This is a genomic window from Streptomyces sp. NBC_00310 (assembly GCF_036208085.1).
Classification (GTDB): Bacteria; Actinomycetota; Actinomycetes; order Streptomycetales; family Streptomycetaceae; genus Streptomyces.
Genome location: NZ_CP130714.1, coordinates 5,384,224 through 5,405,445 on the forward strand (window position 1 = coordinate 5,384,224; position 21,222 = coordinate 5,405,445).

The window sequence follows — 21,222 nt, forward strand, 5'->3', positions numbered from 1 at the left end:
CGGCCCTGAAGGGCGGAGTTGGCCCACCCGCCGTACCGCCCCCGATGACGACACAGCGTCAACGCACAGTCCGGGAGGCGGAGTTCGCCTCCCGGACCGGTCCGCCGCCCGCGGGGATGTAGGCGGCGGTGTCCCCCAGCCCACTGGATCCAGTACAGCGGGCCGACCCACGCACGACCATGGAAGCGCTCCCCCGGTGGCCGGAGAAGAGCGCACGGACAGGCGCACGGCCACACAGCGGGAGCACGTCACCACACTCCGTACTCTGTCCGCACTTTCGTACGGACCACAATCCCGCCATCCGGATTTGGGCCCCTTAACGCTTGGGATGCGGCGAACTACGCTGGGTTTACGAATGCCGCGTGCCTATGCCGCCGCGGCAGCCGTCTGTTCGAGGGGTGGCGCAATGTCCAGGGAGCAACGCGGGCCGAACGAAAAACTCGGCACCGTTCTCGCCCTCGCGGGAATCAGCAACGCAGGACTCGCGCGTCGCGTCAACGATCTTGGCGCTCAACGCGGGTTGACACTTCGCTACGACAAGACCTCGGTGGCGCGGTGGGTCTCCAAGGGCATGGTCCCCCAGGGCGCCGCGCCGCACCTCATCGCGGCCGCGATCGGCCAGAAGCTCGGCCGACCGGTGCCGCTCCACGAGATCGGCCTGGCGGACGCGGATCCCGCCCCCGAAGTGGGCCTCGCCTTCCCCCGGGACGTCGGGCAGGCGGTGCGCGCGGCGACGGAGCTCTACCGCCTCGACCTCGCCGGCCGCCGCGCCGGCACCGGCGGCATCTGGCAGTCCCTCGCCGGATCGTTCGCAGTGAGCGCATACGCAACGCCTGCCTCACGATGGCTGATAACCCCGGCCGACAGTTCGGTGGCGCGTGAGGCGGGCTCCGCGGAGGGCTCCGGGTCGCCGCTGAAAGTCGGCCACAGCGATGTGCAGAAGTTGCGGGAGGCCGCCGAGGACGCCAGGCGCTGGGACTCCAAGTACGGAGGCGGCGACTGGCGTTCGTCCATGGTGCCGGAGTGCCTGCGGGTCGAGGCGGCGCCGCTGCTGCTCGGGTCGTACTCCGACGAAGTGGGCCGCGCGCTGTTCGGAGCGTCCGCGGAACTCACCCGCCTCGCCGGCTGGATGGCCTTTGACACGGGTCAACAGGAGGCGGCGCAGCGGTACTACATCCAGGCGTTGAGGCTCGCGCGGGCCGCGGCCGACGTGCCGCTGGGCGGATATGTGCTGGCCACCATGTCCCTGCAGGCGACCTACCGCGGCTTCGGCGACGAGGGCGTCGATCTCGCGCAGGCCGCGCTCGAACGCAACCGGGGGCTGGCCACCGCGCGCACGATGAGCTTCTTCCGGCTCGTCGAGGCGAGGGCACACGCACGCGCGGGTGACGCGGCGGCCGCCGGGGCGGCCCTCAAGGCCGCCGAGGGGTGGCTGGAGCGAGCCCGGGACGGCGACAACGATCCGACCTGGCTCGGGTTCTACGGCTACGACCGGTTCGCCGCGGACGCCGCGGAGTGCTACCGCGACCTCAAGGCGCCGCGTCAGGTGCGCCGCTTCACCGAGCAGGCACTGTCGCGGCCGACGGAGGAGTTCGTACGCTCGCACGGGCTGCGGCTCGTCGTGTCGGCGGTCGCCGAGCTGGAGTCCGGCAACCTCGATGCGGCGTGCGAGCAGGGGGTACGGGCGGTGGAGGTCGCGGGGCGCATTTCGTCCGCCCGCACGACCGAGTACGTGAAGGATCTGCTGCACCGGCTGGAGCCGTACGGGGACGAGCCGCGGGTGATCGAGCTGCGGGAGAGGGCGCGGCCTCTTTTGATGACGCCTGCGTGAGCGCTCCGCTTGGCTGTCGGCGCCTACTCGTCTGCCGGGTTTGTGAGGGTTTTGCGGGTGCGGGTGAGTTGTGGCTGGTCGCGCGGTTCCCCGCGCCCCTTTGGGGCGCGGCCTTGGGCGCCCGGCATCGAGGAACGGCATCGGAGAACGTGACCAGCACCATGTAGGCGGCTTCCGGGTTTGAGGGCATTGTCAGTGGTGCAGTGCACTATCGGAGTCGGGAGGTGGGGCGCGTGCGGAGGCAGGGCGCGTACGACTGTGATGTGCTCGTGGTCGGCGGCGGGATCGTCGGGCTGTCCACCGCGTATGCGATCACGCGGGCGGCGCCGGGCACGCGGGTCACCGTGCTGGAGAAGGAACCGGGACCGGCCCGGCATCAGACCGGGCGGAACAGTGGCGTCATCCACAGTGGGATCTACTACCGGCCGGGGTCGCTGAAGGCGCGGTACGCGGTCAAGGGCGCCGCCGAGATGGTCAAGTTCTGCGCCGAGTACGGCATCGACCACGCGGTCACCGGAAAGCTGATCGTCGCCACCGAGAGGTCGGAGCTCCCCCGGCTGCACGCCCTCGTACAGCGCGGGCGGGAGAACGGGATCCCGGTGCGGGAGCTGGGCGCCACCCAGATCGCCGAGTACGAGCCGGAGGTGCGCGGGCTCGCGGCCATACACGTCGGCACCACCGGGATCTGCGACTTCGTCGGGGTCGCCCGGCAGCTCGCGCGGGCGTCCGGCGCCGAGATCCGGTACGGCGCCGAGGTCGAGCGGATCGACCGGCGGGCCTCGCTGGGCGTCGCCGTGCGGATCCGGGGCGGTGACGTCGTACGGGGACGGGTGCTGGTGAACTGCGCCGGGCTGCACTGCGACGAGGTGGCCCGGATGACCGGGGACGAGCCCGGGATGCGGATCGTGCCGTTCCGGGGGGAGTACTACGAGCTGGCGCGGCCCGAGCTGGTGCGTGGACTCGTGTATCCGGTGCCCGACCCGGCGTTTCCGTTCCTCGGGGTGCATCTGACCCGGGGGATCGACGGGGGCGTCCACGTCGGGCCCAACGCCGTGCCCGCCCTGGCCCGCGAGGGGTACGGGTGGGGGACCGTGCGGGTACGGGAGCTGGGGGCGACCCTGGCCTGGCCCGGGGCCTGGCGGATAGCTCGGCGGCACTGGCGGTACGGGGCGGGGGAGCTTCGGCGGTCCGTGTCGAAGAAGGCGTTCACCGGGGCGGTGCGGCGGTTGTTGCCGGGGGTCTCGGAAGGGGACCTGGTGCCTGCGGCGGCCGGGGTGCGGGCTCAGGCCGTGCTTCGGGACGGCACGCTGGTGGACGACTTCCTGATTCGGGAGGGGGCGCGGGCCGTCCATGTACTGAACGCGCCTTCGCCTGCGGCGACCGCTTCGCTGCCGATCGGGCGAGAGGTGGGGCGGCGGGCGCTGGCCGTCCTGGCCGGGGCGTGACGGGCGCTGGCCGTCCTGGCCGGAGTGTGACGGGCGCTGGCCGTCCTGGCCGGAGTGGGACGGGCGCTCGTGCGGTGCCCGGCGGCTGGGGCCGCGCGATGGTCGGTGGGTTTCGCTCACCGGCGCCCGCGGGTGGCCGCTGCGGCCACCCGTGCCGCCCCGAGCGGCACGACTGCCCGCAGCTGCGCGCGGGGGCGGCGGGCAGGCTGGGACGCGGGCTCGGGGAGTCGTAAAATCGGGGGCACTGTGTCTGACTCCGCCAATTCCCCTGAGCCCCGCACCACCGGTGCCTCCCTTCGGCGTACCCGGGACAAGGGTGAGCCGCGATTTCCCGATGGGCCGAAGGCGGATCCCGCCGGGTCGCATTTCGAGCGGCGGATCAGGAGTTTTCAGCCCCGGCGCAGTCGGGTGACGGCCGGGCAGGCGGACGCGCTGCAGCGGTTGTGGCCCAAGTGGGGGCTCGATATCGACGGGCGTCCACTGGATCTCGTCGAGCTGTTCGGCGACGAGAAGCCCGTCGTGCTGGAGATCGGGTTCGGGATGGGAGAGGCGACCGCGCGGATGGCGGCCGCCGATCCGGAGACCAACGTGCTCGCCGTGGATGTGCACACGCCGGGCCAGGGAAACCTGCTGAATCTCGCGGACCGGGACGGACTGTCCAACATCCGGGTCGCGAACGGCGACGCGATCATTCTGCTGCGGGAGATGCTGACACCCGGCTCACTGGACGGGCTGCGCGTGTACTTCCCCGACCCCTGGCCGAAGAAGCGGCATCACAAGCGGCGGCTGATCCAGCCGGAATTCCTCACGCTCGTCGCGTCACGGCTCAGGCCGGGGGCGATCGTGCACTGTGCGACGGACTGGGAACCGTACGCCGAACAGATGCTGGACGTGCTCACCACCCATCCGGATTTCGAGAACACCCGGACCGACGGCGGGTTCGCGCCACGTCCCGGCTTCCGGCCGCTGACCCGTTTCGAGGGGCAGGGACTGGACAAGGGTCATGTGGTGAACGATCTGCTCTTCCGCCGCGTACAGCAGCGTGAGCAGGAGCAACAGCAAACGCAGAAGCGGATGCGGATGCAGGAACAGATGCGGAAGTCCGAACACCCCCCCACAGGCGTCTGAAGGCCGTCGTTCACAGTCCGGCGGGCGCGGTTCGGCGGGCAGAGTCCGGCGGCCGGGCCGGCGCGTGCGGTCCTACGGCCGGGTCGGCCGGCGCGGTCCGGCGGGCCCTACCACGCGCCGTCGCGGGCGGCGCCCCTCCCTCGTTAGGGTCAACGCAATGGCCACCAGTCCCCCCTACCCGACGCACCCCAGCGGCCCTGCCGGTGGGTATGCGTTCAGGCCCACGCGCTGGTGGCAGCGGAAGAGCGTCACGTACGGGGCGCTGATAGGACTGCTCGGGATCTCCGGGCTCGTCATCCTCGCGCTCGTCCGTGAACAGACCGGCACGGAGGGGTTTCTCGTCGGGCTGGGGCTCTCGGTGCTGCCCGTGCCGTTGCTCATGGCCGCGTTCCGGTGGCTGGACCGGGTGGAGCCCGGGCCCTGGAGGAACCTGGTGTTCGCGTTCGCCTGGGGGGCGTGCGCGGCGGCGCTGATAGCCATCGTGGCGAACAGTTTCGCGACCCGGTGGATAGCCACGGCGACCGCGGACCCCTCGCATGCCGACACCCTGGGGGCCACCGTCATAGCGCCCGTGGTGGAGGAGACCGCCAAGGCCGCGGCCGTCCTGCTCGTCTTCCTGTTCAGGAGGCGGGACTTCACCGGGATCGTGGACGGGGTGGTGATCGCGGGGTTCACCGCGACCGGGTTCGCGTTCACCGAGAACATCCTGTATCTGGGGACCGCGTTCGGGACGGATCAGCTCAGCGGAGGGAGTGGGCTGGCGTCGGTCACCGCGGCGACGTTCTTCGTGCGGGTGATCATGTCGCCGTTCGCGCATCCCTTGTTCACCGTGCTGACGGGGATCGGGTTCGGGGTGGCGGCGTTCTCCGCGGAGTGGCAGCGGGGGCGGCGGGTGCTCGTGCCCGTGGGCGGGCTGTTGCTCGCCATGGGAATGCACGCGGTCTGGAACGGGTCCGCGACGTTCGGGGAGTACGGGTTCTTCGCGGTGTACGCGGCGTTCATGGTGCCGGCGTTCGGGTTGCTGACGTGGTTGGTGATCTGGGCTCGGCAGCGGGAGTTGCGGACCGTACGGGAGGAACTGCCGGCGTACGCGGCCGCGGGGTGGCTGACGCCGGCCGAGCCGTATGTGCTGGGGTCGATGCGGGCTCGGCGGGTGGCGCGGGAGTATGCGGCGCACCACTTCGGGAAGGCGGGGGCTCGGTCGGTCGCGGAGTACCAGGCGTACGCGACGAGGTTGGCGTTCCTCCGGAACCGGGGGCGACGGGGTCGGGCCGGGGGCGACTTCGCGCTGCGGGAGCGGGAGTTGCTGTTCGAGCTGTGGCGCAGGCGGGAGTTGGCCCGCCCGGCCCTGGGGTACGCGGGGCGGGAGGCCGGACCGAAGCACGGGTACGGCGGGTACGGGTACGGATACGGATACGGCGGATACGGATACGGCGGGTACGGCGGGTACGGGTCCGCCTATCCGCAGCCGGTGGTTCACGGGATGGCTCCGTATCCCTCGTACAACCCGTATCGGTACTAGCGGTATCGGCAGCGGGAGCCGTAGCGGTTCGCGGGCTGCCGGTGCGTGGCGTGGTCGGGGCCGTGCCGGTGTGTCCCCCGTCGCCTGGCGCCAGGTGCCTCCTGCGGTAGGGACGCCCGCCCCGCCGCCGCACCGTACTGTCGCTCCCCCGGCATGACGAACGCCGCGTAATCCCCGTGGGGTTACGCGGCGTCGTGGTCTCCGCGGGCGGGTGCGAGGCCCGGCGGGAGTGGTCGCTGGTTCTGCCCGGCTACGGGGTGAGGCCCTTGCTGCGCAGCCACGCCGCCGGGTCGATGCCGCTGGCGGAGCCGCCCGGGTGGACCTCCATGTGGAGGTGGGCGCCGGTGACGTTGCCGGTGGCGCCGACGCGGCCGATGACGTCGCCGGTGGCGACCTTCTGGCCGACACTGACGCCGATGGAGGACTGGTGGGCGTACCAGATCTCGGTGCCGTCATCGAGGGTGAGGACGGTCTTGTAGCCGTAGGAGCCCTCGTAGCCGGCCTGCGTGATGGTGCCGCTGTGGACGGCCTTGATGAGGGTGCCGGTGGGGGCCGCGAAGTCGAGGCCGGTGTGGTAGCCGGAGGACCAGTAGGGGCCCGCCTGGCCGAAGGTCGAGGTGAGGGTGTACGAGGAGGTGGGAAGCGTGAACTGCTTGGCGAGGGCGGCGAGGCGCTCGGCCTCCTTCTTCGCCGCGGCCTCCTCCTCCGCCTTCTTCTTGGCGGCGGCTTCCTTCGCCTCGGCTTCCCTCTTCTCCTGGGCGGCCTGCTCGGCGGCCTTGTCCGCGGCGGCGGTCTGGGCGGCCTCGGCGGCGGCCTTGTCGAAGGCCTCCTGCTGGGACTCGGCCTGCGCCATGATGCGGGCGCGCAGCGCCTCGCCGGCGTCCGCGGTGCCCTGCTCGGTGTCGGCGGTGGTCAGGCCGGCACTGCTGAGCGGGGTGGTGGAGGCCTGGGGCTCCGGCTCGTCGGGCTTCTCGTCCTCGAAGACCGAGCCGACGTTCGGCATGTCGGGCAGCGATATGGACACCGGGGCCTTGCCGGACTGCGCGCTGGCCATGCCGGCGCCGCCGACGGCGGCTATGACACCGACGCCGAGAACCGTGGAGCTGCGGGCCAGTCCGCCACGGGCGAGTCCACCGCGCGGCTTGGCGACGCGGTGCCGACCGCGAACGGGGCGCAGGGTCTCCTCGCTGGGATTCCACTCCTGCCAGGGGCCCTCGTTGTCGCTGTTGTAGCTGCCGTAGCCGAACGTCTGGCTCTCGCCGTCTCGTTGGCTCGGTACGAACGGGGCTTCGGTCGCGGACCGGTTCGACGCCACGTGGGCGTGCTCCTTCCTTCCTCCTCGCCTACCGGGTTAGCTGACGGGTTCGGAGCAGGAAGGTCTCCTACGCGCGTAAACCGGTCGTGCGTACTGCCACGACGGCTTCCGTGCGATTCACCCCAGGGTGGTGGTTCCCCGGTTCCCTTGCGGGATTCGGCGCGTGAGCACGGAGCCGTCTCTTGTGACGGCTGGGACGACCGCGCTGCGTTATCGAACGTTAATAGACGCGAGTACTCCATTCCAAGCTGTTCTTAATGATCGTTCCGGCTTTCGCGCTGGACTTTACGGGTCATGAGGGGCGTAAAACGGGCGAGTTGACCTTTCCTCAGGAGTAACAAATGGCCTGACGGTACGTCAGTTGTTATACGGAGGACGGTCGGACGGACACGCTCGGTGATATCGAGCGGGAGAGATGCGAGAGGGGCGTGTGCGACGTCAGGGACGGCGGACCGCGAGGAGGGCCATGTCGTCCGTCGTGCGGCCACCCGTGTGACGGCGTACCTCTTCCGCGAGGGCCGTCAACAGGGCACGCGGGGCGGAGAAGGTGCGTCCGGACAGGCGCTCGGCCGGGTCGTAGAAGGCGCCGCGCGCGTCCCGCGCCTCGGAGAGGCCGTCGGTGTAGAAGAGCAGCGTGGCGCCGGGCGGGAATCCGGTCTCCTCCGCGCGGTCGGGCCAGGTGCCCAGGTCGTCCATGCCGAGGGGAAGCGCGGGCTGCGGGGCTTCCAGGGCGCACAGAACGCCGTCGGCGTACAGCAGCAGGGGGGACGGGTGGCCCCGGTTGACGATCCGGGCACGGCCGGCGCCGTGCGGGAACTCCGCCAGGACGGCCGTCACGAACCCCTCGTGCTCCACCGTCGCGTCCCGTCGCGCGGCCTCGCGGCGCGTGGCCTCCCGGGCCAGCGCCCGTTCCAGGCGCTGGGCGACCGCTTCGAGCGTCGACTCCTGCTCGGCCGCCTCCCGGAACGCGCCGATCAGCACGGCCACCGCCGACACCGCCCCCAGCCCCTTGCCCCGCACATCGCCGACGATCAGCCGTACGCCGTGGGGCGAGTCCTGCACCGCGTACAGATCGCCCCCGATCGACGCCCCGGCCTGCGCCGCCTCGTACCGCGCGGCGATCTCCAGTCCGCCGATCCGCTCCTGCGGCACCGGCAGTACGGCGCGCTGCGCCGCCTCGGCGATCTCACGGGCGGTGGCGAGCCGGGCGTCGCTGCGGCGCACGAGGCGGTTGATCAGTACGGCCAGTACGGCGACGGTGGCCACCGTGGCGATCTCGGTGATCGCGTCCACGCTGCTCGTGTCGCCGTAGTAGAGGCGTACGGCGGTGATGCCGGCGATCGAGGCGAGCCCGGTGACCACCGTGCCGTGCAGCGAGAAGAGCGGGGCCGCCACCAGGGGCGCTGCGGTGAAGAAGGGGACCGCCGTGAACTCGCGCGGGGTGAAGTGGTCGTAGAAGAGGCCCGTGGCGATCAGCAGGGCGGGCAGGACGCGAACGAGCGCGCGGGCATACGAGAACCGCCGCCCACCCGGCTCCCGCACACCCCTCCACTCCCACTGGCTGCCCACGGATACAGGGTTTCCGTCGGTGGGGAACGGGGCTAGTCGGCCGGGCCGAGTGGGCTAGTGAGGGGACGGGGAGGCCGCGCCGCGCGGGGCTCAGCCCGCCGTCAGCCCCGCGAGTCCCGTCAGTTCCGGCAGTTCCGTCAGCTCCGGTAGGGGGAGGGTGTGCTGGGTCTGGAGGACCTTCGCGCGGAGGTAGCGGACGTTGTGGGCGGTGGTGAAGACACCCGTCGGGACGCGCCGGCCGACGCCTACGCCGAGGTCGCGGAGCTGCTGCGCCTTGTCGGGGTTGTTGGAGAGCAGGTCCAGTTCGTCGATGCCGAGGGCACCCAGCATCTGGGCCGCCGCCGTGTAGTCGCGGGCGTCCTCCGGCAGTCCGAGCGCCGCGTTCGCCTCGTACGTGTCGAGGCCCTGGTCCTGGAGGGCGTACGCGTCGAGCTTGTTGTAGAGGCCGATGCCCCGGCCCTCCTGGCGGAGGTAGAGGAGGACACCGCCGCGGTCGGCGATCCGCTCCACCGCCTCGCGCAGCTGCGGACCGCAGTCGCAGCGGGCCGAGCCGAACACGTCGCCGGTCAGGCACTCGGAGTGCAGCCGGACCAGCGGGGCCGCGCCGGGGGCGGGGTCGCCGAGGACGATCGCCAGGTGCTCCTGGCCGTCGACGAGGCCGTGGAAGGTGACCAGGTCGGCGTCGACGCCGTAGCCGTCCTGGAAACGCAGCGGTACCCGGACGCGGGCACGCGGGGTGGCAGCGGGAAAGTCGGGCATGCGGGTTCTCCGGTCCTGGGGCGGGGCGTCGCTGTGCTTCAGTTTTGAAGCACAGCGCTCGCAGCGACTCTAACCCGTGCTTCAAAATTCAAGCAACCGGTTTGGGGATGCGTCACATTCCCGCCACACGGGAACCGAGGGGAGGGCCGCCCGACCGGCCACCTGGCTGGCCACCGGGCGGATCGCGGACTGGCGGGCCACCGGGCGGATCGCGGAGCGCCCGCTACTGCCCCGGCCGGCCGGACGGGCACGCGCGGCGGCGCCACGGCAGGTCGTCGGAGCCGGCGGTCGCCTGCGGCTCCCCGCCCTGGATCGCCGTCGCGATGGCCGCGCAGATCTCCTCGAACTGACTGATCTGCTCGGCGCTGAGGTGGTCGAAGACGGCCTTGCGGACCGTCTCGACATGCCCCGGCGCCGTACGCTCCAGCAGGGCCATGCCCTCGTCGGTGAGCACGGTGACGCTGCCGCGCTTGTCCCACTGACAGTCCTCGCGCCGCACCACGCCGTCCTTCTCCAGCCTGGTCACGGCATACGTCAGCCGACTGCGCGTGATCTTCAGGTACTCGGCGAGATCGGTCATCCGCATACGGCGGTCCGGCGCCTCGGAGAGGACGGCCAGCACGGAGTAGTAGAGGTGCGGGAGGCCTGCCTCCTGCTGGAGCTGCCGGTCGAGCGCGTCCTCCAGGAGCGTGGTCGCGGCGAGGTAGGCACCCCAGGCACGCTGTTCCTCGGGGGTGAGCCAGCGGGTCGTCATACGTACAGTGTAGTTATTGTTTAAAACTTGAACCAAGCCCGGTGGTGAGGCCGGCCACCACCGCCGTCACCCCACCGCCGTCACCTCACCGTCACCGCCAGGGAGCGCGTCCATGCCCCAGCCCTACGTCCTGTTGTCCGCCGCCGTCTCCCTCGACGGCTTCCTGGACGACACCGGGCCCGAGCGGCTGCTGCTCTCGGGTCCGGCCGACTTCGACCGGGTCGACGAGGTGCGCGCGGCGAGCGACGCCATCCTGATCGGCGCCGGCACCCTGCGCACCGACAACCCCCGGCTGCTGGTCAACTCCCCGGAGCGCCGCGCGGCCCGCGTCGCCGCCGGGCTCCCGGAGTACCCGCTGAAGGTCACGGTCAGCGCGTCCGGCGATCTCGACCCGGCGGCCCAGTTCTGGCACACCGGCGGTGAGAAGGTCCTCTACACGACGGACAAGGGCGCGGACCGGCTGCGCGGACTCGGCCTGCCGACCGGCCCGAACGGCGTGGCCGTCGTGTCCGTCGGCCCCGACCTGCAGTGGCCCGCCCTCCTCGACCACCTCGGGGACGTACGCGGCATCCGGCGCCTCATGGTGGAGGGCGGCGGCCGCGTCCACACCCAGTTGCTCCAGCAGGGGCTCGCGGACGAGGTGCAGCTGGCCGTCGCGCCGGTGTTCGTGGGCGAGGCGGACGCGCCGCGGATGTTCGGGACCGGCGCCTACCCGGGAGGGCCGAAGAGCCGGCTGCGCCTGCTGGAGACCCGGCCGGTCGGCGACGTCGTCCTCATCCGGTACGCCCCCACCGTCCCCGGCACCGGCCCGGCCGTCTCCGCCGCCGACCGGCACTGGCTGTCGCTGGCCTGCGAACTGGCCGCCGAGTGCCCGCCCTCGCAGACCGCGTTCAGCGTGGGCGCGGTCGTGGTCGCCGCGGACGGTACGGAGCTGGCCCGCGGCCACTCCCGCGAAGGCGGCGACCCCGTGGCCCACGCCGAGGAGGCCGCCCTCGCCAAGCTCGACCCCGCCGACCCGCGACTCGCCTCCGCCACGGTCTACAGCAGCCTGGAACCGTGCGCCCGCCGCGCCTCCCGCCCCGCGCCCTGCGCCCGGCTCGTCCTCGACGCGGGCATCCGCCGCGTCGTCACGGCCTGGCGCGAGCCGGACACGTTCGTCGAGGACGCCGCCGTCGGCAACGCGGTGCTCTCGGCGGAGGGGGCCGAGGTCGTCGTCCTGCCGGAGTACGAGGAGCGGGCGAAGACGCCCAACAAGCATGTGGTCGGCTGAGCAGGGGTGTGGTCGGAGGCGTGTGGTCGGAGGCGTGTGGTCGGAGGCGTGTGGTCGGAGGTGCTTCGTCGGCCGGGCCGGACCCGCGTGGGAGCGGGCGGCCCCGCGTTGGAGCGGACCTGACAGACGTTGTGCGCACCTGACACACGCGTGGCCCGGTCGCCTGGCAGATGTCCGGGCGGCTGAGTGAACTCACGGTGATCGGCGGTCGCCATCAAGCCGTGTGCGTGAGGTCCCGCAGATGGCGTACACTGGTTTCAACGACGCGGGGTGGAGCAGCTCGGTAGCTCGCTGGGCTCATAACCCAGAGGTCGCAGGTTCAAATCCTGTCCCCGCTACTGAAGGCCTGGGGCCGGAATCCGATGAGGATTCCGGCCCCAGGTGTTTGTGCTCACCGGCCGGGGCTGTGGGCCCGACGGACCGCCGCCACCGCGTCCGTGTAGAGCTCGCGCGTGAGGTCCTCCGGGGCGATGCCCAGCTCGTCGAGCACCGCGCGGATGTCGTCGAGGGCCGCGCCGACCTCGGCTTCCTCCATGACCAGGGTTTCGATCTCCAGGAACGTGCCGTCCAGTTCGGGGACCCGTACGAGGGTGGCGAGCATCGGCCGGCCGTACGCCTCGAAGGCGTGGCTGCGGCAGCGCTTCTCGAACACGATCGCCGGCACGTAGCCGAGATGTTCCAGGATGGCGTGCGCGATCTGTGAGTCCCCGACCCGCGTCTCGTACTCGGGCTTGGAACCGGACGCCTCGTCCACCGCGGCCGCCTTGAAGGTGAGCAGCGTCCGCCGGTCGCCCGTGCCGTGGTCGGCCAGGAACCGCAGCCGCAACTCCTCGTCCCGCGCCCGCAGGCTGCCGTCCGGCAGGTCGTAGTACGTGTCCTGGTACGTCTCGGACCTGCCCTCGGCCCACTCGTCGAGCGCCCGCGCGACCGCCTCCGGCGCACGGACCCGGGCCTTCAACTCCGCCTCGATCACGACCCGTTCCTCTCCTTCCACACCGCTCCCCCTCTCCCCCTCCCTCCTACTGTCCCCTCCGACCGAGCGTCAGGGGAGACGGAGTGGGGCGCTCACAGGTGGAGAGACGAGAGCGCGAAGGCGCGAGAGGGGAAGGGAGGAGGTGGAGGGCGGACGGGCGGGCCCCCGTCACCACCCGTACGGCAGTTCCACCGCGACCATGGTCGGTCCCCCGACGGGACTGGTCACGGCGAACAGGCCGTCCAGGGAAGCCGATCGAGCGCTGCACGGCAGGTCGGAGTGGACGTTTCCATGAAGCGTGCTGCTGCGTACGTCGGCTTGGCCGGTGACCGGCCAGCGGTCACCGGTCAGCGGTGGCTGGCCGGTGGGACCGCTGGGGCCGGTGGCCTACTTGCCCCAGATCTTCCGGTACGCCTGGCGGTAGCCCTCGGAGTCCCAGGACAGTGCGCCGCCGCTGTTGGAGGCGGTGGCGATGTGGACAGGGGCGACGTATCCGCTGTCGGCTCTGCCGGAGAAAGCACGGTTGAGCTCGTCGATGATCTGCCAGCCCTGTTCGGAGAGGGGCTCGGGCACGGTGGCGGCCTGGTACTCCCTGCCATTGATGCGCCGGAATGCCGAGGGGTCGCCGTCGCCGGCGCCGATGTTGAACGGGGCGTCGGCGCCCTGCCGGCCGGCGGCGCGCAGAGCGGTGGCGGCGTGCTCGAAGTAGAGGTCGTTGATGGCGGCGGAGTGGGTCCACTCGCTGCCGAAACGGGAGAGCAGGGAGGAGACCGCCTCAACGGTGCGGCTGTTGGCCTCGGGGATGGGGATGTCCTCGTAGCTCAGCAGCCTGACGTCGGAACAGGTGGCGAGTTCCTTCTTGATCAGGTCGGACTTGCGCTTGGCGAAAGGTATCGAGGCGTCGGTGAACAGGACCACGCCCGCGCGCCCGTTGGACCGGCTGATGATCCAGTCGGCGCTGATCCTCGCGACGTCCTCGACCCTGGTGGTGACGTTGCTGAAGAGCTCCGGGTCGTCGCTGGGGCCGGGGGCGCCGACGGCGTGCCAGCCGATCAGCGGGATACCCGCGGCATTGGCCCGACGGACCTGCTGGGCAGTGGATTTGGGGTCGAAACCGCCGATGACTATGCCGGCGGGCTCAAGGGCCACGGCCTCGTCGAAGGCGGCCTTGATTCCGGCGGGCGTGCCCTGGCCGTTGATGACGCGGACCTTCCAGCCGATGACCTTGGCGGCCTCCTCGACTCCCTGGGCGACGCCGGTGACACCGGGGTTGGCCAGGGTCTGGGCGACGAAGACGACGGTCTTGCCGGGAACCGCCCGGGGACCGGTGGTGGGACCGTCCCACGGTGCGTCGACGTCTTCGGCCTTCTTGACCGCCGACTTGGCACGGGCAAGGACAGCGGGGCAGCCGGGCTCGGCGGAGCCGGCGGTGGCTGCGGCGGTGGTCGAACCACTGTCGCAGCCGACGACGGCGGTGGCCAAGACCAGCAACGCGGCGGCCGACGCGGTCGCCTGGCGGGTGGCGTGCACTGGGGTCTCCTCAGAACAGGGCAAAAGAGGGTACGGGGAGTGGGGGGAGGAGAGGGACAAAGACGCCTACGGTTCCGTGCCCTCGAAGGCGGCCGGGGCGTGTGCCGGGGGAATGTAGCAGGGTGCGCGGTGCCCGTCCGCCGGCAGGACGCCTCGCGCCTCCGCACGACGCCGAGGTGACGATCCGCCACCGGGCCGAGCCGAGCCGCGACGAACAAGGCGCCGACGACACCGACGACGTCGACGACCTACGCGCCGTCGGCGCCGAAGCTCACGCGGAAAACGAAGAACACGAAGACGACGAAGACGACGAAGACGACGAAGAGCACGAAGAGCACGAAGAGCACGAAGGACACGAGGAACGCGCAGACCACGCGGGACACGTCGACCCTGGGCAACTCCGCCGCCCCGCATCGGACATGGGCCGACGGCGGACTCTCCCACGACGAAGCGTCCATGTCTGCACATAAACCAAGAAACATTTTGTAATCAACTCTTGATGGCATATGGCCAGTCGAACCTCCGCCCGAACGATAGTCTCCGCACGGCCGGATTCAGACACGTGGCGCAATCACTTCGTACCTATCAGCGATGGGCGGGCCCATAGTGTCACCCTCCGCTCCCAGCGGCTCGCGGTCCGGCACGAACAACCCCTCGGTCACCGCTCAGGAACACGACGAAGGAGGCCCGGGTGTCCGCGACCACAGTGGACCCTCCCCCACGCTCGGCTTCGCCCGAGCGGGGGGACCACCACCTCGCATCCGCCCCGCCAGGGCCTGCGGACGCGACGCCGCCGTTGCGCCGGAGAGCGGGGGCCGTGCTCGACCGATGGCCGTTCCGGCGGAAGCTCAACGTCCTGGTGAGCGCACCCGTCCTGGTTGTCGGCCTGCTGCTCGGCGCCGGTGTCGTCGACCAGGTGGACCGGGCCCGGGACGCCGGCCGGATCGCTGATCTCGTACGCGACAGCGAGCAGGTCGCGAGGCTCATCAACGACGTACAGGCCGAACACCGGCAGGCGCTCGTGCTGTCGGTGCGGTACGAGTCGGCCCGCCCCGGAGCCGCGCTGCCCTCGCCCACCGACTACCGCCGGGCGCAAGAGGACACCGACGCTCAGGTCGCCGCCGTGCGTTCGGCGTTCGGGTCGAACCTGCCGGCCGAGGAGACGCAGGCCCTTGAGTACATCGACAGTCTCGCCGTCCTGCGCGACAAACTCGGACGGGGCTATGTCCCGGCCGCCAACATCGACCCCGCGTACGCCTCCGCGGTCGACTATCTGATCGACGGCATCGGCCTCGACCGCTTCTCCGGCACCTCGTCGTCCTCGGTCACCACGCTGCTCGACACGGTGTTGCGCGCCGACTCCGCCCACGCCGCCTATGAGAGCGCGGTGTTCTCCGCGCAGACCCGTGACGCCAACGCTCTCACCGAGTACACCCGCGCGGTCGGCGCCCACGCGCTCTTCGACCACCAGTCGGACCGGTTCAGCCGGATCGCCACACCGGACCAGGTCCTGAGCCTCAGCGGCATCGAGCGCAGTGCCGAGGAGAGCGGCATCGAGTCCCAGTTCGCGGAGCTGCAGATCGATCCGAGTTCCCTTCAGAACCAGACACCGGAGCAACTGCGCAAGGAGATCGCCGCCGGGGCACAGCAGGCCGAAACCCGCCTCGGCATCACCCGGTCGCTGATCCGTCAGATCGCCGCCCAGGCCGACTCCACCTCCGCGAGCGCCCTGCGGGAGGCGCTGGTGCTGCTCGGCCTGGCCCTGCTCGGCTTCGCCGCCTGGCTGGCCTTCTCCATCCTGGTGCGGCGCTCGGTCGTACGCCCGCTGGCGGCACTCACCGGCGCCGCCCAGCAGGTCGTCGACGTGGCGGGGGAGGAACTGGCCCGCGTCGCCGACGACGAGGCCGCCGACAGCACCCCGCTGCGTCCGCGGGCGATCCCGGTCCCGGTACGTGACGAGATCGGTGAGTTGGCCGAGGCGTTCAACCAGGTGCAGGTCACCGCGGCCGCGCTGCTGGAGCGGCAGGTGCTGAGCCGTCGGAACATCGCCGAGATGTTCGGCAACGTCGGCCGAAGAGTCAGCAACCTGACATCACGTCAGCTCCTGCTGATCGACACCGCCGAACGCGAGGAGACCGATCCCGACCTCCTCGAACAGCTCTACCGCATCGACCACATCGCCGTACGCCTCCAGCGCAACGCCGACAGCCTGATGCTGCTCGCCGGCATCCGGGAGACCGGTGTCGAGGCCCGGCCGACCCCCCTGGCCGACGTCATCCGCGCGGGGCTCGGCCGGATCGAGGGATTCCAGCGGGTGTCGCTGCGGGCCGAGGCGGACGTCACCATCGCCCCCGACATCATCGGCGACCTCACCCTGATGCTCGCCGAACTGCTGGAGAACGCGGTCGCTTTCTCCCCGTCCCATACGCCCGTCGAGGTGGCCGTCCGCCCCGGCACCGACGTCACGTCGGACGGCGGTGCGCTGGTCGAGGTCATCGACCACGGCCTCGGGATGAGCGCGGAACGCCTCGCCGAGGAGAACGCCCGCCTCATCCGCCGGGAACGGCTCGACGTCGTACCGACCCGGGTGCTCGGTCTCTTCGTCGTCGGCACCATCGCCCGGCGCTGGGGCATACGGGTGATGCTGAGCCGCACGCCGGGCGGCGGGGTCACCGGGACCGTCTGGATTCCCTCCGCTCTCCTGTTGACCATGAGCTCTGTGGACCCCGTCCCGCCCCGGGCCACGGGCCCGACCGGGACCGTGGCGGCGTTCCCGACGAGAGCCGTAGCGGGGCACGAGCAGGAGGCCGTCGCACTCGTGAGCACACCGAAGGCGACGCCGCCCGCGGCGGAGCCACTGATCGACGCGACGCGAGCGCACACGGACGTGACCTCGGCGCACACGGCTCACGAGGACGCGGCGGACGACGAGCAGGGCCCGGGAAGCGTCAGCACCGGAACCGATCACCCGGACCCGAACCCGAACGGCGATCACCCGGCCCCGGCCCCGAACCCGAACGGCGATCACCCGGACCCGGCCCCGGCCCCGAACGACGATCACCCGGACCCGGACGAACACGGCAACGGAATCCGGGAACCCAAGCCCGCACGGGCGGCCCTCGCCACCGAAGGGCGGCCGACGACTCCGTCGCCGCAGGGCCTCCCCCGACGCGTCCCGGCCCGCACCCGCACCACCGCGGACGGGGTCGCCCACGCCGAGGAGTCCGCGACGGATGCTTCCCGACCGCTGCGCAGGCGGGTACGTGGCGCGACGCTCGCCAGGACCAGCCCACCGGCCGACCGGGGGAATCCGGCCGTACGGCCCCCCGTCGACGCCGACGCGGTCCGCGCGGAGCTCGACGACTTCGAGGCCGCCGTACGCAGGGCGGAGCAGGACAGCGCCCTGAGCAGGACGGAGTCGGCACCATCAGCGCACCAGGAAACCCAGAAGGAGTCGGGCAGTGACCACGTCGACAGGTGACAGCAGTTCCGAACAGGCGATACCCACCGATCTGCGAACCGCCGCGGCCGATTTCACCTGGCTCCTCGACCGGTTCGCCTCGGACACGGCCGGCGTCGTCGACGCCATCGCGGTGTCGTCCGACGGCCTGCTGATCGCAGCCTCCCGGCTACGCGACCATGCCGACTCCGAGCGCCTCGCCGCGATCGTGTCCGGCATGACGAGCCTCGCCGCGGGCGCCTCCGGCAACTACGGCCTGGGCGGCCTCAACAAGGTCATCATCGATCTGGAGGGCGGCCACGTGCTGGTGTCGGCCATCGGCTGCGGCGCGGTCCTCGGCGTGGTGACCTCGAAGGAGGCGAAGCTCGGCAACATCGCCTACGAGATGACCCTCTTCGCCAACCGGGCCGGGGCCGCGCTCACCCCCCAACTGGTGCTGGAGCTGAAGAAGAGCGTCGGTGCCACGCCGGCCGGCTGACCGTCCGAACGCCACGGCACGGTTGCAGGGACTTCGGAAAGGGATCGTGATGGCCGTCGGTGGACCAGCACCACACGATGCGGCAGGAGTTGTCGGTAACTCGCCGGAGCATTCAGCGGCAGCGGCGGCCGCCGGCAACTCACCGGAGCATGCACCGGAGCCGGTCGGGCGCGCCCCCGCCATCCGTCCGTTCCTGCTGACCGCCGGCCGGGTGTCGGGGGGTGGCACCGGGCTGCCCATCCCCATCGAGACCCAGGTCGTGTCGACGTCGGCCGGGCTGTCCGTCCTGCACACGCTCACCTTCGAGCACCGCGACATCATCGCCGCCTGCCGGCAGCCCCAGTCCGCGGCGGAACTCGCCGCCCGGCTGCGGTTGCACCTCAACGTCGTCCGCGTGCTGGCCGAGGACCTGTGTGCCGCCGGGCATCTGGCGATCCACAGGCCGAACGCCGGAGCGGCCCAGGATCTCTCCGTACTGCGAAGGGTTATCGATGGTCTCCGCGCCGTCCCCGATTCACGGGGCACACTCCGTGACTCCGGTTGAACAGCCGCCGCTGCCGGTCAAGTTGGTCATCGCCGGTGGCTTCGGGGTCGGCAAGACCACGGCCGTGGGCGCGATCTCCGACATACGACCGCTGACCACGGAGGCCGCGATCACCGAGGTCGCGGCCGGCGTGGACGATCTCACGCACACCCCGGGCAAGACCACCACCACGGTCGCCATGGACTTCGGCTGCATCACCATCGACCCGACGCTGAAGCTGTACCTGTTCGGCACACCGGGCCAGGACCGGTTCGGCTTCATGTGGGACGACCTGGTCGAGGGCGCCCTCGGCGGTCTGGTGATCGTCGACACCCGCCGTCTGGACGACTGCTATGCGGCGGTGGACTACTTCGAGCACAAGGAGCTCCCGTTCGCGGTCGCCGTCAACGCGTTCGACGGGGAGGTCGGGCACGATCTGGACGAGGTGCGGTGGGCACTGGACATCCCGGAGCACGTACCGCTGATCGTCTTCGACGCACGAAGGACCGGCTCGGTCCGGGACGCGCTGCTGGTGGTACTCGACATCGCCCTGTCCCGCGCCCAGGACGCGGCGGCCACCTGATCCCCGACCATGGGATCAGGTGGCGCACAGGGCGGGCAGCGCGGCGCGGGGCCGTGACAGGACCCCCGTCCCGGTCACGGCCCCGCTGGCACGGAGGTCGGTCATCGGCGGATCAGCAGCAGCCGCCCGCGGGAACCGGTTCCTGCGCGCCGGTGCCCGTGCCCGACCCGGCCGTGCCGGAGTCCGCCGTGCCGGAGTCCGCCGTGCCGGTGCAGCAGGTGCTGCCCTGCTGCTTGGCGAGGGAGTCGGCGTCGGCCTTGACGACGTACACCTCCCAGGGTTCCCGGCCGGGGCCGTGGACCCAGACCTTGTCCTGGAGGGCGTAGCAACAGGTGGTGTCGTTCTCCACGTCGGTGGCCAGGCCGGCCTCGCCCAGGCGGGCGGTGGCGGCGTGGACCGCTTCGGTCGTCGCGACCTCCACCCCGAGGTGGTCCATGCGGGTCGCCTCGTCCGGGGTGCCTTCGATGAGGACGAGCTTGAGCGGGGGCTCGGTGATGGCGAAGTTGGCGTACCCGTCGCGGAGTTTGGCCGGTTCGGTGCCGAAGAGCTTCGTGTAGAAGGCGATGGACGCGTCGAGGTCGGGGACGCGGAGGGCGAGCTGTACGCGGGATGTCATGGCGTACCTCCTGGAGTGGGTGGGATGTTCAGCAGCCGCCGGAGGTGGTGGCCGGGGTGCCGATGCCGATCTGGAGGGTGGAGGGGGCGGCGCAGCAACCGCCGCCGGACTGCTCGACGTTGTCCGGCTCGTCGAAGAGGCCCGCGCCGCCGCACACGCCCGTCTCCGGGAGGGTGAGTTCGACGCGCTCGGCGGCCTCGCGGTCGCCGGCGAGCGCGGCGGAGAGGGAGCGGACCTGCTCGTAGCCGGTCATCGCGAGGAACGTCGGGGCACGCCCGTAGGACTTCATGCCGACCAGGTAGACGCCCTGCTCGGGGTGGGAGAGCTCGTTCACACCGTGCGGGTAGACCGTGCCGCAGGAGTGCACGTTCGGGTCGATCAGCGGGGCCAGGGCGGTCGGGGCCTGGAGGCGTTCGTCGAGGCCGAGACGGAGTTCGGAGAGGAAGGACAGGTCGGGGCGGAGGCCGGTGAGGACGATGACCTCGTCGACCGGGTCGAGGCGGCGGCCGTCCTCCGCGACCAGGACGAGCTGGTCACCGTCTCGTTCGACCGCCTCGGTGCGGAAGCCCGTGACGGCGGACGCGTGGCCGGCCTCGACGGCGGCCTTGGCCCGCAGGCCCAGCGCGCCTCGGGCGGGCAGTTCGTCGGCCTCACCGCCACCGTAGGTGCCGGCACCGATGCCACGGCGCAGGATCCACACCGCGTGCGTCCCGTCCTCCTCCTTCGCCAGGTCGGCGAGGAGGGCGAGGGCGGTGAAGGCGGAGGCGCCGGAGCCGACGACGGCGGTGCGCCTGCCCGCGTAACGGGCGCGTACGGCCGGGTCGTCGAGGTCGGGGACGCGGTAGGAGACGCGGTCGGCGGCCGTCTTCTCGCCGAGGGCGGGCAGGCCGTCGGCGCCCATGGGGCTCGGGACGGACCAGGTGCCGGAGGCGTCGATGACGGCGCGGGCGGTGATCCGCTCCTCGCGCCCGTCGGCACACTGGATGTGCACGGTGAACGGCTGCTCGTCGCGGCCGGCGTCGACGATCCGATCGCGGCCGGCGCGGGCGACGCCGGTCACCGTGGTGCCGTAGCGGACCTTGTCGCCGAGGACGTCGGCGAGGGGCTGGAGGTAGCGCTCGGCCCAGTCGCCGCCGGTCGGGTAGGCGGTGGCGTCGGGGCGGATCCAGCCGGTCGGGGCGAGCAGCTTCTCGGCGGCCGGGTCGATGACCTCGCCCCAGGTCGAGAACAGGCGAACGTGGGACCACTCGCGTACGGCGCTGCCCGCGACCGGGCCGGCCTCCAGAACCAGGGGTTCCAGGCCACGCTCGACGAGGTGGGCGGCAGCGGCCAGACCGATGGGGCCGGCACCGATGACCACGACGGGCAGCCGGTCGACGGTGAGCACGCTGTCAATGGACGCAGCCACTGGATTCCCCTTTGTTTCGATATTCGTCGATCTCCTGCGCTGCCAGCATGGCACCTGT

General features: G+C 71.5%; 18 protein-coding genes, 1 tRNA gene and 1 riboswitch. Of the genes, 10 read left to right on the top strand and 9 right to left on the bottom strand.

Annotated features, from left to right (window positions below; genetic code table 11):
- The first annotated feature begins 406 nt into the window (after positions 1 to 406).
- From OG202_RS23620 to OG202_RS23635, 4 genes are all read left to right on the top strand, one after another.
- Positions 407 to 1,831, top strand: a complete 1,425-nt coding sequence (locus tag OG202_RS23620; RefSeq protein WP_327728910.1) for an MFS transporter — start codon at positions 407 to 409, stop codon at positions 1,829 to 1,831.
- Between the two features lie 233 nt (positions 1,832 to 2,064).
- Positions 2,065 to 3,276: an L-2-hydroxyglutarate oxidase gene (gene lhgO, locus OG202_RS23625; RefSeq protein WP_328223561.1), complete on the top strand. Its 1,212-nt coding sequence runs from the start codon at positions 2,065 to 2,067 to the stop codon at positions 3,274 to 3,276.
- Positions 3,277 to 3,522: 246 nt separating this feature from the next.
- The gene (gene trmB, locus OG202_RS23630; protein ID WP_328224716.1) at positions 3,523 to 4,404 is read left to right on the top strand and encodes a tRNA (guanosine(46)-N7)-methyltransferase TrmB; all 882 of its coding nucleotides are present in this window, start codon (positions 3,523 to 3,525) and stop codon (positions 4,402 to 4,404) included.
- A 157-nt stretch (positions 4,405 to 4,561) separates the two neighbouring features.
- A complete protein-coding gene (locus OG202_RS23635) occupies positions 4,562 to 5,926 on the top strand; it encodes a PrsW family intramembrane metalloprotease (protein ID WP_328223563.1) in 1,365 nt (454 codons plus the stop codon).
- Between the two features lie 250 nt (positions 5,927 to 6,176).
- Here the strand turns inward: OG202_RS23635 and OG202_RS23640 are convergent, their stop codons facing one another.
- The 4 genes from OG202_RS23640 to OG202_RS23655 all read right to left on the bottom strand — a co-directional run bounded on the left by OG202_RS23640 (position 6,177) and on the right by OG202_RS23655 (position 10,323).
- Entirely contained in the window at positions 6,177 to 7,241 is a 1,065-nt protein-coding gene (locus OG202_RS23640; RefSeq protein WP_326581190.1) for a M23 family metallopeptidase, read from the bottom strand.
- A 10-nt stretch (positions 7,242 to 7,251) separates the two neighbouring features.
- Positions 7,252 to 7,413: riboswitch (cyclic di-AMP (ydaO/yuaA leader) on the bottom strand.
- Positions 7,414 to 7,679: 266 nt separating this feature from the next.
- Complete coding sequence (locus OG202_RS23645; RefSeq protein WP_405894791.1) at positions 7,680 to 8,810, bottom strand: PP2C family protein-serine/threonine phosphatase; 1,131 nt, start codon at positions 8,808 to 8,810, stop codon at positions 7,680 to 7,682.
- 90 nt (positions 8,811 to 8,900) lie between these two features.
- Positions 8,901 to 9,569 (bottom strand): GTP cyclohydrolase II, encoded by a 669-nt coding sequence (locus OG202_RS23650; protein ID WP_328223565.1) that lies wholly within the window; start codon positions 9,567 to 9,569, stop codon positions 8,901 to 8,903.
- Between the two features lie 223 nt (positions 9,570 to 9,792).
- The gene (locus OG202_RS23655; protein WP_327728906.1) at positions 9,793 to 10,323 is read right to left on the bottom strand and encodes a MarR family winged helix-turn-helix transcriptional regulator; all 531 of its coding nucleotides are present in this window, start codon (positions 10,321 to 10,323) and stop codon (positions 9,793 to 9,795) included.
- A 112-nt stretch (positions 10,324 to 10,435) separates the two neighbouring features.
- On the opposite strand from OG202_RS23655, the gene OG202_RS23660 reads away from it, so the two are divergent.
- Positions 10,436 to 11,593 carry a dihydrofolate reductase family protein gene (locus tag OG202_RS23660; protein ID WP_326581185.1) on the top strand — a complete coding sequence of 386 codons (1,158 nt, stop codon included), beginning with the start codon at positions 10,436 to 10,438 and terminating at the stop codon, positions 11,591 to 11,593.
- A 264-nt stretch (positions 11,594 to 11,857) separates the two neighbouring features.
- Positions 11,858 to 11,931, top strand: a tRNA-Met gene (locus OG202_RS23665).
- A 53-nt stretch (positions 11,932 to 11,984) separates the two neighbouring features.
- Here the strand turns inward: OG202_RS23665 and OG202_RS23670 are convergent.
- The 3 genes from OG202_RS23670 to OG202_RS23680 all read right to left on the bottom strand — a co-directional run bounded on the left by OG202_RS23670 (position 11,985) and on the right by OG202_RS23680 (position 14,554).
- Positions 11,985 to 12,566 carry a class IV adenylate cyclase gene (locus tag OG202_RS23670; protein ID WP_328224717.1) on the bottom strand — a complete coding sequence of 194 codons (582 nt, stop codon included), beginning with the start codon at positions 12,564 to 12,566 and terminating at the stop codon, positions 11,985 to 11,987.
- A gap of 387 nt (positions 12,567 to 12,953) precedes the next feature.
- A complete protein-coding gene (locus tag OG202_RS23675) occupies positions 12,954 to 14,096 on the bottom strand; it encodes a substrate-binding domain-containing protein (RefSeq protein WP_326581184.1) in 1,143 nt (380 codons plus the stop codon).
- A 248-nt stretch (positions 14,097 to 14,344) separates the two neighbouring features.
- On the bottom strand, positions 14,345 to 14,554 hold the full coding sequence (locus OG202_RS23680; RefSeq protein ID WP_328223566.1) for a hypothetical protein: 210 nt from the start codon (positions 14,552 to 14,554) through the stop codon (positions 14,345 to 14,347).
- Positions 14,555 to 14,913: 359 nt separating this feature from the next.
- On the opposite strand from OG202_RS23680, the gene OG202_RS23685 reads away from it, so the two are divergent.
- From OG202_RS23685 to OG202_RS23700, 4 genes are read left to right on the top strand one after another with little or no spacing between them, the layout of a single operon-like run.
- Positions 14,914 to 17,577, top strand: a complete 2,664-nt coding sequence (locus tag OG202_RS23685; RefSeq protein WP_328223567.1) for an ATP-binding protein — start codon at positions 14,914 to 14,916, stop codon at positions 17,575 to 17,577.
- Positions 17,558 to 18,034 (top strand): roadblock/LC7 domain-containing protein, encoded by a 477-nt coding sequence (locus tag OG202_RS23690; protein ID WP_326581178.1) that lies wholly within the window; start codon positions 17,558 to 17,560, stop codon positions 18,032 to 18,034. Before OG202_RS23685 ends, OG202_RS23690 begins: the two co-directional genes overlap by 20 nt.
- Before the next feature lie 49 nt (positions 18,035 to 18,083).
- Positions 18,084 to 18,578: a DUF742 domain-containing protein gene (locus OG202_RS23695; protein ID WP_405894795.1), complete on the top strand. Its 495-nt coding sequence runs from the start codon at positions 18,084 to 18,086 to the stop codon at positions 18,576 to 18,578.
- On the top strand, positions 18,526 to 19,140 hold the full coding sequence (locus OG202_RS23700) for a GTP-binding protein (RefSeq protein WP_326581177.1): 615 nt from the start codon (positions 18,526 to 18,528) through the stop codon (positions 19,138 to 19,140). The genes OG202_RS23695 and OG202_RS23700 overlap by 53 nt, the downstream gene beginning before the upstream one ends.
- A 112-nt stretch (positions 19,141 to 19,252) precedes the next feature.
- Here the strand turns inward: OG202_RS23700 and OG202_RS23705 are convergent, their stop codons facing one another.
- Positions 19,253 to 19,756: an ArsI/CadI family heavy metal resistance metalloenzyme gene (locus tag OG202_RS23705; RefSeq protein WP_327728903.1), complete on the bottom strand. Its 504-nt coding sequence runs from the start codon at positions 19,754 to 19,756 to the stop codon at positions 19,253 to 19,255.
- A gap of 28 nt (positions 19,757 to 19,784) precedes the next feature.
- Entirely contained in the window at positions 19,785 to 21,164 is a 1,380-nt protein-coding gene (locus OG202_RS23710; protein WP_327728902.1) for an FAD-dependent oxidoreductase, read from the bottom strand.
- Positions 21,165 to 21,222 lie beyond the last annotated feature (58 nt).

Bases quoted from the DNA above. Each gene is read 5' to 3' on its own strand.
- OG202_RS23635 (WP_328223563.1), top strand. From the start codon at position 4,562: ATGGCCACCAGTCCCCCCTACCCGACGCACCCCAGCGGCCCTGCCGGT.
- OG202_RS23620 (WP_327728910.1), top strand. From the start codon at position 407: ATGTCCAGGGAGCAACGCGGGCCGAACGAAAAACTCGGCACCGTTCTC.
- OG202_RS23660 (WP_326581185.1), top strand. From the start codon at position 10,436: ATGCCCCAGCCCTACGTCCTGTTGTCCGCCGCCGTCTCCCTCGACGGC.
- OG202_RS23705 (WP_327728903.1), bottom strand. From the start codon at position 19,756: ATGACATCCCGCGTACAGCTCGCCCTCCGCGTCCCCGACCTCGACGCG.
- OG202_RS23700 (WP_326581177.1), top strand. From the start codon at position 18,526: ATGGTCTCCGCGCCGTCCCCGATTCACGGGGCACACTCCGTGACTCCG.
- OG202_RS23655 (WP_327728906.1), bottom strand. From the start codon at position 10,323: ATGACGACCCGCTGGCTCACCCCCGAGGAACAGCGTGCCTGGGGTGCC.
- OG202_RS23680 (WP_328223566.1), bottom strand. From the start codon at position 14,554: ATGGACGCTTCGTCGTGGGAGAGTCCGCCGTCGGCCCATGTCCGATGC.
- OG202_RS23650 (WP_328223565.1), bottom strand. From the start codon at position 9,569: ATGCCCGACTTTCCCGCTGCCACCCCGCGTGCCCGCGTCCGGGTACCG.
- OG202_RS23695 (WP_405894795.1), top strand. From the start codon at position 18,084: ATGGCCGTCGGTGGACCAGCACCACACGATGCGGCAGGAGTTGTCGGT.